Source organism: Geobacter sp. AOG1 (assembly GCF_019972315.1).
Taxonomy (GTDB): Bacteria; Desulfobacterota; Desulfuromonadia; order Geobacterales; family Geobacteraceae; genus Geomobilimonas.
In genome coordinates this window covers 897,959-911,149 of sequence record NZ_BLIZ01000001.1, presented here as the reverse complement: position 1 = coordinate 911,149, position 13,191 = coordinate 897,959, and the positions used below count along the sequence as shown (strand labels likewise).

The 13,191-nt window shown below is 59.6% G+C and carries 14 protein-coding genes and 1 other RNA gene; 13 read left to right on the top strand and 2 right to left on the bottom strand.

The genetic code is table 11. The annotated features are described in order from the left end of the window. Positions 1-17: 17 nt before the first annotated feature. The 4 genes from ssrS (at position 18) to msrA (ending at position 3,518) form a co-directional block, all read left to right on the top strand. Positions 18-195, top strand: a non-coding RNA gene (ssrS, locus tag LDN04_RS04125) — 6S RNA. A 160-nt stretch (positions 196-355) separates the two neighbouring features. Next, positions 356-1,195: a formylglycine-generating enzyme family protein gene (locus LDN04_RS04120; protein WP_223906668.1), complete on the top strand. Its 840-nt coding sequence runs from the start codon at positions 356-358 to the stop codon at positions 1,193-1,195. A gap of 35 nt (positions 1,196-1,230) precedes the next feature. Further along, positions 1,231-3,051 carry a DNA helicase RecQ gene (recQ, locus tag LDN04_RS04115; RefSeq protein WP_223906665.1) on the top strand — a complete coding sequence of 607 codons (1,821 nt, stop codon included), beginning with the start codon at positions 1,231-1,233 and terminating at the stop codon, positions 3,049-3,051. Positions 3,052-3,053: 2 nt separating this feature from the next. Further along, a complete protein-coding gene (gene msrA / locus LDN04_RS04110) occupies positions 3,054-3,518 on the top strand; it encodes a peptide-methionine (S)-S-oxide reductase MsrA (protein ID WP_374045134.1) in 465 nt (154 codons plus the stop codon). Positions 3,519-3,561: 43 nt separating this feature from the next. Here msrA and LDN04_RS04105 read toward each other — a convergent pair whose 3' ends face one another. After that, complete coding sequence (locus LDN04_RS04105; protein ID WP_223906660.1) at positions 3,562-4,779, bottom strand: DUF3365 domain-containing protein; 1,218 nt, start codon at positions 4,777-4,779, stop codon at positions 3,562-3,564. A 91-nt stretch (positions 4,780-4,870) separates the two neighbouring features. Next, positions 4,871-5,137, bottom strand: a complete 267-nt coding sequence (locus tag LDN04_RS04100) for a cytochrome c3 family protein (RefSeq protein ID WP_223906657.1) — start codon at positions 5,135-5,137, stop codon at positions 4,871-4,873. 298 nt (positions 5,138-5,435) lie between these two features. Here LDN04_RS04100 and LDN04_RS04095 point away from each other — a divergent pair, with 298 nt between their 5' ends. From LDN04_RS04095 to LDN04_RS04055, 9 genes are all read left to right on the top strand, one after another. After that, the gene (locus tag LDN04_RS04095) at positions 5,436-6,209 is read left to right on the top strand and encodes a ParA family protein (RefSeq protein ID WP_223906654.1); all 774 of its coding nucleotides are present in this window, start codon (positions 5,436-5,438) and stop codon (positions 6,207-6,209) included. Beyond that, the gene (locus tag LDN04_RS04090; RefSeq protein ID WP_223906652.1) at positions 6,202-7,038 is read left to right on the top strand and encodes a ParB/RepB/Spo0J family partition protein; all 837 of its coding nucleotides are present in this window, start codon (positions 6,202-6,204) and stop codon (positions 7,036-7,038) included. Before LDN04_RS04095 ends, LDN04_RS04090 begins: the two co-directional genes overlap by 8 nt. 164 nt (positions 7,039-7,202) lie before the next feature. Next, positions 7,203-7,628 (top strand): ATP synthase F0 subunit B, encoded by a 426-nt coding sequence (locus LDN04_RS04085; protein WP_223906648.1) that lies wholly within the window; start codon positions 7,203-7,205, stop codon positions 7,626-7,628. A gap of 1 nt (position 7,629) precedes the next feature. Then, positions 7,630-8,250: an ATP synthase F0 subunit B gene (locus LDN04_RS04080; RefSeq protein ID WP_223906645.1), complete on the top strand. Its 621-nt coding sequence runs from the start codon at positions 7,630-7,632 to the stop codon at positions 8,248-8,250. Then, the gene (gene atpH, locus LDN04_RS04075; protein ID WP_223906642.1) at positions 8,247-8,789 is read left to right on the top strand and encodes an ATP synthase F1 subunit delta; all 543 of its coding nucleotides are present in this window, start codon (positions 8,247-8,249) and stop codon (positions 8,787-8,789) included. Before LDN04_RS04080 ends, atpH begins: the two co-directional genes overlap by 4 nt. Before the next feature lie 9 nt (positions 8,790-8,798). Next, positions 8,799-10,310, top strand: coding sequence for a F0F1 ATP synthase subunit alpha (gene atpA / locus LDN04_RS04070; RefSeq protein WP_223906638.1), 1,512 nt, complete (start codon positions 8,799-8,801; stop codon positions 10,308-10,310). Between the two features lie 20 nt (positions 10,311-10,330). Next, positions 10,331-11,194, top strand: a complete 864-nt coding sequence (gene atpG / locus LDN04_RS04065) for an ATP synthase F1 subunit gamma (protein WP_223906635.1) — start codon at positions 10,331-10,333, stop codon at positions 11,192-11,194. A 55-nt stretch (positions 11,195-11,249) separates the two neighbouring features. Further along, positions 11,250-12,662 (top strand): F0F1 ATP synthase subunit beta, encoded by a 1,413-nt coding sequence (gene atpD, locus LDN04_RS04060; protein ID WP_223906633.1) that lies wholly within the window; start codon positions 11,250-11,252, stop codon positions 12,660-12,662. Between the two features lie 80 nt (positions 12,663-12,742). Further along, complete coding sequence (locus LDN04_RS04055; RefSeq protein ID WP_223906630.1) at positions 12,743-13,159, top strand: F0F1 ATP synthase subunit epsilon; 417 nt, start codon at positions 12,743-12,745, stop codon at positions 13,157-13,159. The last annotated feature ends 32 nt before the right edge of the window (positions 13,160-13,191 follow it).

Genomic DNA, 13,191 nt, shown 5'->3' with positions numbered 1-13,191 from the left:
ATTCCCACATAACCGGCTTCTCTCTGCCATGTGCGTGATGCTGCAATGCCCAGGCGGAATACTCATTTGTTCGGGGGTCTTGATCGATCGTGGTGTGCTGCCCCTCTGCGGGATTTGCCTGAAGCGATACAGAGACGCCCACGTGTTAGGGAACTCGCTCGGAGGCCCTAAAGCTAACGGCATGGTGGAGAGAGTAAAAAAAGAGGGCTGGGTTTCCAGCCCTCTTTTGTTTGTATATGCAAACGCCATATTTGAACGCTTGCTTACGCCGACTCGCCGTCGGCCTCCTCACCATCTATGTGATTATCTCAAATCTGACGTTTGTTAGTTCAATGTAGTTTTTCAGGGGGCGAGAATGGTAAGGGTGTTCATTGGGGTAATCGTGCTGCTGGGGCTCGCTGGGGTAGTTCAGGCGGCTGGGGTGAAGGAGCAACCGGCGGCGGGAACGGTGGTGCGCGACCGGCTCCGTGACGGCACACCCGGACCGGAACTCGTGGTAATCCCGGCCGGCAGTTTCAGGATGGGGGCCATCAATGGCGGTGGTGACCCGGACGAGAAACCGGTGCATGCGGTAACCATCTCCCGCCCCTTTGCCATGGGGCGTTACGAGATCACCTTTGCCGAATACGACCGGTTCTGCCAGGCAACCGGCCGTGAAAAACCGAAGGACGGCCGGCGCTGGTTCCCCTTTTCCAACTGGGGACGGGATCACCGTCCGGTGATGAACGTCACCTGGGATGATGCGGTGGCCTACACCCGCTGGCTTTCCGAGCAGACAGGTCAGCGCTACCGCCTCCCCAGCGAGGCGGAATGGGAATACGCTGCGCGGGGCGGGATCGAAGAGCGCTACTGGTGGGGGTTCAGCGTAGGTGAGAACCGCGCCAACTGCAAAGGGTGCGGCAGCAAGTGGGACAACAAGCTGACCTCCCCGGTCGGCGCCTTCGGTGCCAACCCCTTTGGCCTGTTCGACACTGCAGGCAACGTGTGGGAGTGGTGTCAGGACAACTGGCACGAGAGCTATGAAGGTGCTCCAACCGACGGGAGTGCCTGGCAGGGAGGAGAGGACAAGCGGCGTGTGCAGCGGGGGGGCTCCTTCGGGAGCAAGCCGCGCTATGTCCGCTCTTCGGCCCGCGGCCGAGGGAACCCCGACGGCCGTTATGTCTACCTCGGCCTGCGGGTGCTGCGGGAGTTGTGACCAGATTGAGTGATAGGTGGATAAGGACAACCTCCATGCCTGAAGCACCCCTTGAAACCCTCCGCGCCGTCTTCGGCTACCACGCTTTCCGTCCCCACCAGGAGGAGATCATTGCTGGGGTAATCCGGGGGGAGGACAGTTTCGTACTGATGCCGACCGGCGGCGGCAAGTCCCTCTGCTACCAGATTCCCGCCCTGCACCGGCAGGGGGTGGCCCTGGTGGTCTCACCCCTCATCTCCCTCATGAAGGATCAGGTGGATGCGTTGCAGGCCAACGGTGTGAGGGCGGAGTTTTACAACTCTTCCCTCACGGAACGTGAGGCGCAACGGGTGTTGGCCAGGCTTCACCAAGGCGATCTCGACCTCCTCTACGTCGCGCCGGAACGGCTCATGGGGGAGTCTTTCCTGGAGCGGCTCAAGGATATCCCCCTTTCCCTCTTCGCCATCGACGAGGCCCACTGCGTTTCCCAGTGGGGTCACGATTTCCGCCCCGACTACGTCCAGCTCGGCCGCCTGCGGGAGCTCTTTCCGCGGGTGCCGCTCCTTGCCCTCACCGCCACCGCCGACGCCCAGACCCGCACCGATATCATCCGCCGCCTTGGGCTGACCCGGGCCACCTGTCACGTCACCGGTTTCGACCGCCCCAACATCCGCTATACCGTCGTGGACAAACAGAAGCCGTTCAATCAACTCCAGGCATTCCTGGCCGGCCGCCCTCCCGAAGACGCGGGGATCGTCTATGCCCTTTCCCGCAAGCGGGTGGAGGAGGTGGCAGGTCGCCTGGTCGCGGCCGGGATCGCCGCCGCTCCCTACCATGCCGGCCTGGGGGACGGGGAGAGGAGTAGGGTCCAGGAGGCCTTCCAGCGCGACGAGCTGCGAGTGGTGGTGGCCACGGTCGCCTTCGGAATGGGGATCGACAAGCCCAACGTCAGATTCGTGGTTCATTACGACCTCCCCAAGAACATTGAGAGCTATTACCAGGAAACCGGCCGTGCCGGGCGGGACGGCCTTCCCGCCGAGGCGCTGCTCCTGTTCGGCTACGGGGATATCGCGGTGGCCCGCGGCCTCATCGAAAACGGCGGAAATCCGGACCAGAACCGGATCGAACTCCAGAAACTCAACGCCATGGTTGGCTTCGCCGAGGCGGTGACCTGCCGGCGCCGGGTGCTCCTCGGCTATTTCGGCGAGTCACTGGGGGAGGATTGCGGGAACTGCGACGTCTGCCTCGACCCGCCTGAGCGCTTCGATGCGACGGAAGAGGCACAAAAGGCACTTTCCTGTGTCTATCGGGTCGGCCAGCGCTTCGGCATGGGGCACGTGATCGACGTGTTGCGCGGCTCCCGCAGCCAGCGGCTGCTCCAGCTGGGACATGACCGGCTCTCCACCTATGGCATCGGCAAGGAGCTTTCTCCCGAACTCTGGGGAGGGCTGCTCCGCCAGCTGGTACACCTGGGCTACCTGGAACAGGACCTTGCCAGCTATGGAGTACTGAAGCTGACAGCAGCGGCCCGGCCTCTTCTGCGGGGTGAAGAGCGGCTGCACTTGGCACGTCCCCGTGAGAAACCGGTGGCTCCCGCCAAATCCCCTCGGCGTGGTGCCGGCAGTATCGCCTATGACGAAGGGTTGTTCCAGTCTTTGCGCTCCCTTCGCAAGGAGCTGGCGGACGCGGCCGGAGTCCCGCCTTTCGTGATCTTCGGTGATGCCACACTGATGGAGATGGCGGCTTTTCGGCCGACTGACCCGGAGGCGCTGCTCCGGATCAACGGGGTGGGGGGACACAAGCTCGGCCGGTATGGCGGGGAGTTTCTGGAGGTGCTGCGCGGCTATGGGGGCACTGTGCCGGGAAAGAAGGGATGACGATGGCGATGGCGACATTCGCGGCAGGATGTTTCTGGGGGGTGGAAGCAGCATTCCGCAGGGTTGCGGGGGTGATCGGCGCCATGGTCGGCTACACCGGCGGAAACAGGACGAACCCGACCTACGAAGATGTCTGTACCGGGATGACAGGTCATGCGGAGGCGGTGCAGCTGGAGTACGATCCGGCGAAGGTCTCCTACGAAGCGCTGCTGGAGGTGTTCTGGGGGATGCACGACCCGACGACTCTCAATCGGCAGGGGCCCGACGTGGGTACCCAGTACCGCTCGGCGATCTTTTATCACACTCCGGCCCAGGCTGACGCGGCTCGGCTCTCCCGGGACCGTGAACAGGGGCGTCATCGGCGGACCATCGTGACGGAGATCGTCCCGGCGGAGGAGTTTTTCCGGGCGGAGGAATACCACCAGAGATATCTGGAAAAGCGGGGCGCCCCACACTGTGGCATCTGAACGTGCTGGCATACAGCCGCCGCGACAGGAAATCTCCCGACGGTTACGACCGGGACACCTCGCGCAGGATAGCGGTGAACATGGTTTTCTGGGCGGCCCGTGATGCGGAGAGGGCGATTTCCACGGATGTTGTCCCACCGCGCCGGTCCTGGAAGTGGTGGAATGTCGTTTCTCCCACGCCGCCGCCATGCCCCTCCTGGAGGAATTTCCGAATCCCCTTCTCCACGTCGCTCCCATCCATCAGGAATCCGTAGATTATTTCCCCGAGCAGGTCCTGTCTGCTGAGTCCGAACAACCGCTCCGCTTCCTGGTTGGCGATGACGATCTTGCCGTCCTCCAGGAAGGTCACGATGGCGGAGTGGGCCATTTCGATCATCCCCCGATAGCGTTCTTCCGATTCCTGCTGCTGGAGGGTCTTGTGCTCCAGCTCTTCCATCATGGCGTTGAAGGTGCCGACCAGCTGTCCCAGCTCATCGTTGGATTTTTGAGGAATCCGCTCGTCGAACCTGCCGGTACGGGTGACCCGGGTGATGGTGGCCGAGACGAGAGTGACGGGATTAATGACGGTGCGGCGGATCAGGGTTCCCATGATCAGGATGATGATGAAGAAAATGACGGCACGATAGAGAAGTTCGAGTTCCAGGTTGGTGCCGATCTCCCGGTAGAGGTCGGCCATGGGTATGGTCACGGAGACCGCCCCGATCACTTCACCGAGTTTGTAGTTGAAAGAAAAGTGACCGCGGGGGAACAGGGCGCGGACGAAGGGTGGGGCGCTGTCGTAGTCGCCATGGCATTCCAGACAGGATTTTTCCGCCACCATGGGGAGCATGTAGCGAAATGCCTCCTGTCCGCGTACCTTGATGACCCGATAGGTTTCACCGCCATCCTTGCTGGCGAAGATCCGCAGCTGGGCGGTTTCATAGTCATCCGGGCGATTTTCTGGGTTGCGGTAGCGCAGGGACACTTGGCGGACGTAGTACTTGCTGCCGCTGGTGATCCGTTTCGCCACCCGGGTCGCAACCACCTGAGGGACGAGAGCGTAGTTTTTTTCCGGCTCACCCCGCACGACGCTCGACATGTAATCCCTGGTTTCGATGATCTGACGGGCGAAGCTGCGGGCGTTGTCCACCGCTACCTTGAGGATCAGTGCCTGCTGCCGCCGGTAGGTCATGAAGGCCGCCGCGAGAAAGAGGACGATGAGGAGCAGGGACATGATGATGTTGAACTTGGTGCTGATGTGCAGGTCGCGGAACCTGGGCATGCCGGCCTCCAAAGGTGCGATTTCCCTGCAAGTATAGCCGGTGCGGTTCCGACCGCAAGCAAAAAGGTGGATGCTGGAATGGGTGCGGCCGCTATTTTTTGTGGCACTCCACGCAGAGGGGATCGCTGCTACGCCGCGTCAACAGGGAGTCGCGGTCCGTCGGCTGGCCCTTACCCATGAGTTTCTGGCCGACCTTGTGGCAGTCGAAGCACCCTCGCCCCCGCAGCGCCTCATGCATGCGGACCATGGCCGGGTTCTTGCTGTGACATTCGTTGCATTGAAACGCCAGGGACTGCGTGGCGGGCACCGTCAGGAGGATGGCGATGATGGCAGGCATAACGCCGTAGATACGTTTCATGGTGATTCTCCCCATTGTGTGATGATGGGGGGAGTCTAGCGCGATGCGTTCGGGCACGGTTTGACCGAAGTCAAAAATGCTGCCGTTGATTCGCATGGAGATGACACGTGGTGCCTTATAGTCATAATTTTTCATGAAATCGCCGTTTAAGCGACGTAACATCAGGAAAGGGGTTGCGGTGGAAAAGAAAAATCCCTTTTCTTGGGAGATATTTTGTGGTACCGTGCGGTGCTCTCGAATCCGCACGTCGTCTCCTGCCGTACTAGTCGCATAACTTACCGGAAATTAAGCGCAAATTATGGCAAAAGTGATCTGTATCGCCAATCAGAAGGGGGGGGTGGGGAAGACCACCACCTCGGTCAATCTCGCCGCTTCCCTTGCCGCGGCGGAGAAGAAGACCCTCCTTATCGACATGGACCCACAGGGGAACGCCAGTAGTGGTGTCGGTGTGGACAAGGGGGGGCTGGGGGAAACAGTCTACGACGTCCTCATCAACGAGACCGATCCGGCCGGTGCCATCATTCCAACCGGATTTGCAGGTCTCGATCTTCTGCCGGCTACCGCCGATCTGGCGGGGGCGGAACTGGAACTGGTGGCGGCGATGGCGCGGGAGCTCAAGCTCAAGCAGGCACTGGAAGCACTTCGTGACAGGTATGACTACATCATCATCGACTGCCCTCCCTCCCTCAACCTCCTGACCATCAATTCCCTGACGGCTGCCGATTCGGTCTTGATCCCCCTGCAATGCGAATTCTACGCCATGGAAGGGCTATCCCAGATACTCAATACCATTCGCCTTGTCCAGAAGGGACTGAATGCGGCCCTGAAAATCGAGGGAATACTCCTCACCATGTTCGATGCCCGGAACAATCTCTCCCGTCAGGTGAGCGAGGAGATCAGGACCCATTTCCCGCGGGAGACCTTTGCGGCCATGATTCCGCGGAATGTAAGGCTGTCCGAGGCTCCCAGCCACGGCAAACCGATAATCCTTTATGATATTACCTCCCGGGGAGCTGCCAGCTACCTGGAGCTTGCCAAGGAAGTCCTCAGGAAAGAGGGGAGCAATGGTTAAGAAGACCGGGTTGGGAAAAGGCATGGCCGCCCTGCTGCCGGTGGCCGCGGAGGACAACAAGAGTTACTTCTCTTGCCCCATCGAAGAGATACGCCCGAACAAGGGGCAGCCGCGCAAGACCTTCGTGCCGGAGAAGCTGGAAGAGCTGGCGGCGTCCATCCGCGAAAAGGGGATTATCCAGCCTCTGGTGGTGCGCAAGAAGTCCGACCACTACGAGTTGATTGCCGGGGAGCGGCGCTGGCGGGCTGCCCAGAAAGCTGGGCTGCGAGATGTGCCGGTGGTCATCCAGGATGTGTCGGACGATACCGCCCTGGAGATGGCCCTCATCGAGAATATTCAGCGGGAGGACCTGAACGCGGTGGAAGAGGCGGAAGCCTATCACGCACTGCTGGACAAGTTCGAGCTCTCTCAGGAGGAGCTGGCAAAAAGGGTTGGCAAGGAACGCTCCACCGTAGCCAACTCCCTGCGGCTTCTGAAGCTGCCGACCGAACTCAAGCGTGACATCGTGGAGGAGCGTCTTGCCATGGGCCATGCCCGTGCCCTCCTGGCCCTTGATTCGCCGGAACAGATGAAGCAGGCCCGGGAGGAGATCCTCAAGGGAGACCTGACTGTCCGGGCAACGGAAAACCTGGTCAAGCGGCTGAAGGCCAACAGACCGGCCAAGGCGGCGCCGAAACCCGATCCCCACATCACCGACCTGATGGAGCAGCTGAAGCGGCACTTCAAGACCAGGGTTGCCATCCATCAGAGTGGCAAGAAGGGGAAGATCGAGATATTTTACACCTCTCCGGGCGAACTTGACCGGCTCCTCGATATCCTGAACAAATAATCACAACCTCAGCAGAGTTCTGGCAGATCCGAGTTCTTTAAGGTGTATAAAAAACTTGACATCGCACGTATCGTGTGATAGCTATCCTAAGCTTTTAGTCCGGAGGTCCGCAGAGGGACGCCGGATTGTATACTGTATACAAAAGAACGACACGAGGTGGCAGGGTGATCAATCTAGATTTGACCTTCATTATCCAGCTGGTCAACTTCCTGGTGCTGGTACTGATCCTGAACGTTTTCCTGTTCAAACCGATCCGCCGGGTGCTGGCGGACCGGGCGACTGAACTGAGCGGTGCCCGGGAGCGGGCCGCCGAAGTTGACCGTGATGTACAGGAGAAGGTGGCCCTTTACGAGGCACGTATGCGCGAGGCCAAGACTGCGGCCAATGGTGAGCGGGACGCCCTGAAGAAGGTGGCCCAGGCTGAAGAATCGGCCGTTCTCGAGAAGGCCCGGAAGGAAGCCGCCGATACCCTGGCGACTATCAAGGAGAAGGTGGCCAAGGAAGCTGCCGATGCCAAGGAGCTCTTGCGTGAGCAGGCCCGCGGGCTCTCCCTCGAAATCTGCGAGAAAGTCCTTGGAAGGAGTCTGTAAGATGATATGCCGTGAGCGGAATACCGGCTGGAAATCGTGGGTCATGGCGGCAGCGGTCTGCCTGCTGCTGGTCGGTCTGGCTACGGCCGGTTTCGCCTCCGAGGGGGGAGAAGGTGCCCACCAGGGAGGCCATGCCGCAGCCCAGATGAAGGATTTCATGTGGCGGGTCATCGACTTTGCCGCGCTCTTCATATTGATCGCCTGGGGAGTTAAGAAGGCCGACGTCAAAGGTTCCCTGGCAGCCCGTCAGGTCGCCATCGAAAAGGCCCTCAAGGAAGCAGTGGAGGCCAGGGCCGAAGCGGAGCGGAAATTTGCCGAATACAGCGACCGGCTTGCCAAGGCCAACGCCGAGGTCGATGAGATTTGCGCCGCCATCAAAAAAGAGGGCGAACTGGAGAAAGAGCGCATTGTCGCCGAAGCCAAGCTGACCGCAGAGCGGATCAAGGAGCAGGCCAAGTTGTCCGCCAGCCAGGAAGTGGCGCGGGCCCAGGCGGAGCTCAGGGGCGAGGCGGCCCGGCTTGCCGTTCAGCTTGCAGAGCAGACCCTCCGGGAGAAGATCAAGAAAGACGACCAGGATCGTCTGGTTGGCGAATATCTTACCAAGGTGGTGGAGTTACATTGATCACGAACGCTATTGCACGACGGTATGCCAAGGCGCTGGTGCAGCTGGCAGCTGAGGATGGGGCGGTCGAGAAGTTTAACGGCGAACTCTCCCTGGTTGCGACCCTGCTGGAAGCCAGCCCCGAACTTTCGGCCATTTTCAGCAATCCTGCCTACGGCATAGAGGCGAAAAAAGAGATACTCAAGGATGTCATCGGCAAGACTGGCCTCTCTACCATGGTGGGGAACTTTCTGCAGCTCCTACTCGACCGGAGCCGGATTGCCTTTCTCCCGCAGATAGCGGCAAGCTACAGCGCTTTTGCCGATGAGCTTTCCGGCATCATCCGGCCGGTGCTTACTTCCGGCATGCAGCTTGAGGCGGGACAGGTGGAAGAGATAAAGACGGCCCTTGCCAAGTCTACCGGCAAGCAGGTCGTGTTGCAGGTAGAGGTCGACCCGGCCCTGATCGGCGGCGTGGTGACCAAGATCGGCGACAAGGTGTATGACGGCAGTGTACGAACCCAGTTAGACAGAATCGAAGATATATTACAGAAGGGGTGAGATCTTTCTATGGAAATCAGAGCGGAAGAAATCAGCGAAATTATCAGGAAGCAGATCAAGGAGTACGGCAAGGAAGTGGCGGTCGCCGAAACCGGCACCATCATCTCCGTCGGTGACGGTATTGCCCGTATTCATGGTCTCGACAAGGCGATGGCCGGCGAGTTGCTGGAGTTCCCGGGCGGTGTTTCCGGGATGGTTCTCAACCTGGAAGAAGACAACGTCGGTGCCGCCATCCTCGGTGAGAACAACGAGACCATCAAGGAAGGCGCCACGGTCAAGCGTACCGGCAGGATCGTCGAGGTTCCGGTGGGCGAGGCCCTTGTTGGCCGCGTTGTCAACGCCATCGGCCAGCCGATCGATGGCAAGGGCCCGATCAACACCGACAAGTTCGGCAAGGTCGAGGTAAAGGCCCCCGGCATCGTCAAGCGCAAGTCGGTCCATCAGCCGATGCAGACCGGTCTGAAGGCGATTGACTCCATGGTTCCGGTAGGCCGCGGTCAGCGCGAGCTGATCATCGGTGACCGGCAGACCGGCAAGACCGCCGTTGCCCTCGATACCATCATCAACCAGAAGGGTGGAGACGTTGTCTGCATTTACGTCGCCATCGGGCAGAAGCGTTCCACCGTTGCCCAGGTTGTGAGCAAGCTGCAGGAACATGGCGCCATGGATTACACCATAATTGTGGCGGCAACCGCTTCCGAACCTGCACCTCTCCAGTTCATCGCCCCGTACACCGGTGTAACCATGGGTGAATACTTCCGTGATAACGGCAAGCATGCCCTCATCATTTACGATGACCTTTCCAAGCAGGCGGTCGCCTACCGGCAGCTCTCCCTGCTCCTCCGTCGTCCCCCCGGGCGCGAAGCCTATCCGGGTGACGTTTTCTATCTCCACAGCCGTCTCCTCGAGCGTGCCGCCAAGCTTTCCGACGAGTGCGGTGCCGGTTCCATGACGGCACTCCCCATCATCGAGACCCAGGCCGGTGACGTGTCCGCCTATATTCCGACCAACGTCATCTCCATTACCGACGGCCAGATTTACCTGGAGTCCGACCTGTTCTACTCAGGCGTCCGTCCCGCCATCAACGTCGGTCTCTCTGTCTCTCGCGTCGGCGGTTCCGCCCAGGTAAAGGCCATGAAGCAGGTTGCCGGTACGCTGCGCCTCAATCTGGCCCAGTACCGTGAAATGGCAGCCTTTGCCCAGTTCGGTTCCGACCTGGACAAGGCGACCCAGATGCAGCTGGCCCGGGGTGAGCGTCTCGTAGAGATTCTCAAGCAGCCCCAGTATCGGCCTATCCCCAACGAGAAGCAGGTCCTCATCATCTTCGCGGCCAATAACGGCTTCCTGGATGACTACCCGGTTGCTTCCCTGCGGCGTTATGAGACCGAGCTCTATACGTTCTTCGATGCCAGAAAGAGCGATGTTCTGGCCGAATTGCGCGATAAAAAGGCCATCGACGACGATCTGAAGGCCAAGATTATTGCCTCTCTGGAAGAGTTCAAGAAAGAATTTACCGCGTAACGTAAGGACGGGATCTCCGTATGGCAAGCCTTAAGAGTATCAAAAAGCGCATAGTGTCGGTTAAAAATACCCGACAGATCACCAAGGCCATGAAGATGGTCTCGGCGGCCAAGCTGCGTCGCGCCCAGGAAAACGTGGTCGCTGCCCGCCCCTACGCCAAGAAGCTCGGCGAGGTGCTGGAGCGGCTGGCCAAGAGCCAGGACGGTGATAGCAGCCCGCTTTTGCAGAAACGGGCGGCTGAAAAGGCCCTCCTCATCGTGGTCACCTCCGACCGCGGATTGTGCGGCGGCTTCAATGCTAATATCTGCAAAGCTGCCGAGCGTTTCGTCAGGGAGCGGAGTGCTGAATTCTCCGAGATCAGTGTCATGACGGTCGGGAGAAAAGGTTACGAGTTCCTGAAAAACCGTCGCACGGTCTACAAGAACTACAGCAACGTCTTCTCCAGCCTGAGCTATCAGACTGCAGCGCTGCTCGGGCAGGAAGTGATCGAAGGCTTTTTGAACGAGGAGTACGACGAAGTCTTTATCCTCTACAATGCCTTCCGGAGCGTCATGTCCCAGGATATCACCCTGGAGCAGCTTCTTCCCATAAGCCCTGCTGAATCTGAAGAAGAGGAGTACGTGCCGGAATACATCTATGAGCCTTCCAAAGGTGAGCTCTTGGCGGAACTTCTCCCCAAGCACATAGAGGTGCAGATTTTCAAGGCGTTGCTGGAGTCCGTCGCTTCCGAGCACGGGGCCCGTATGACGGCAATGGACAGCGCTTCGAAGAACGCCACGGAGATGATCGGCAAGCTGACCCTGCAGTACAACAGGGCACGCCAGGCGGCCATCACCACTGAGCTGATGGAAATCATCTCCGGCGCCGAATCAATCAAAGGCTAATTTGGATTTTACACAATAGAGGCCGCCACAGGGGGCCGCAGGAGGAAAAGGGTACATGAGTCAGAACATCGGTAAAATTACGCAGGTCATCGGCGCGGTTATCGACGTTGAGTTTGAGCCGGGCAAGCTGCCCCCTATCTACAATGCGCTCCGGGTGACCAACCCTGCGATTGACGACAAAGAAAACAACCTGGTGCTCGAGGTTGCCCAGCACCTGGGAGAGAACGCGGTCAGGACCATCGCCATGGACTCCACCGACGGTCTCGTCCGGGGTCAGGGCGTTCTCGACACGGGCAAGCAGATTTCCGTGCCGGTCGGTCGCAAGACCCTCGGCCGGATTCTCAACGTCATCGGCGACCCGGTCGACGAAATGGGCCCGGTCAATGCCGACAAGGAATACGGCATCCACCGCGAAGCACCTGCTTTCGTGGACCAGTCCACCAAGGTAGAAGCATTCACTACAGGGATCAAGGTTGTTGACCTCCTCGCTCCCTATGCCCGCGGTGGTAAAATCGGCCTGTTCGGCGGTGCCGGCGTCGGCAAGACCGTTCTCATCATGGAGCTGATCAACAACATCGCCAAACAGCACGGTGGCTTCTCCGTCTTTGCTGGTGTTGGCGAGCGGACCCGCGAAGGAAACGACCTCTGGATGGAGATGAAGGAGTCGGGGGTTCTCGACAAAGCAGCTCTGGTATACGGCCAGATGAACGAGCCGCCGGGTGCCCGTGCCCGTGTTGCCCTCTCCGCCCTTTCCATCGCCGAGTACTTCCGTGATGAAGAGGGGCAGAACGTGCTCCTCTTCATCGACAACATATTCCGTTTCACCCAGGCAGGTTCCGAGGTCTCCGCGCTCCTCGGCCGTATCCCTTCCGCCGTCGGTTACCAGCCGACCCTGGCCACCGAGATGGGTGAGCTGCAGGAACGGATCACCTCAACCACCAAGGGGTCCATCACGTCGGTCCAGGCTATCTACGTTCCTGCCGACGACTTGACCGACCCGGCTCCGGCCACCGCATTCGCCCACCTGGATGCCACGACCGTTCTCTCCCGGCAGATTGCCGAGCTCGGCATCTACCCGGCAGTTGACCCGCTGGACTCCACGTCCCGGATTCTCGATCCCCAGGTCATCGGGGAAGAGCACTACGCCATCGCCCGTCAGGTCCAGTACGTACTGCAGAAGTACAAGGATCTCCAGGACATCATCGCCATTCTCGGTATGGACGAACTTTCCGAGGAGGACAAGCTGGTAGTTGCCCGTGCACGGAAGATCCAGCGGTTCCTTTCCCAGCCGTTCCATGTTGCGGAGGCCTTCACCGGTTCACCGGGCAAATATGTCGAGCTCAAGGATACCATCAAAGGGTTCCAGGAGATCGTCGAAGGAAAGCACGACGACATCCCCGAGCAGGCGTTCTACATGGTCGGTACGATAGAAGAAGCCCTGGAAAAAGCCAAGAAACTGGCAGTATAAATTAGTCAGGCACGAGACATCAGGCTCCAGGTTCCAGATTGTACCTGTGCCCAGTGTCCAGCGCCCAAAGGGTTTGATATATGGCTGAAAAACTGAAACTTGAACTGGTAACACCCTATAAAAAGGTCCTTTCCGAAGAGGTGGACGAGATTACGGCCGCTGGCGCCATCGGCGAATTCGGTGTGCTGCCGGGGCATGCACCGTTTCTCACCTCACTCAGAATCGGCGAGTTTGTCTATAAAAAGGATGGTGCGGTCAGCCACCTGGCCGTGAACTGGGGATACTTCGAGGTCGAGGATGACAAGGTAACCGTATTGGTGCAAACCGCGGAACGGGCCGACGAAATCGACCTTGAGCGTGCCAAGGCTGCTCTTGGCCGTGCCGAAGAAGCGTTGAAACGCTTGAATCCCGAGGACAAGCAGTTCCGCGTCTATGAAGCCGCGCTGGAGCGTGCCGTGACCAGAATCCAGGTCGCCGGCAAGAGCGGCAACAGATAGACCAGAATTGAGGAGTGGTATAAAAGAGTGGC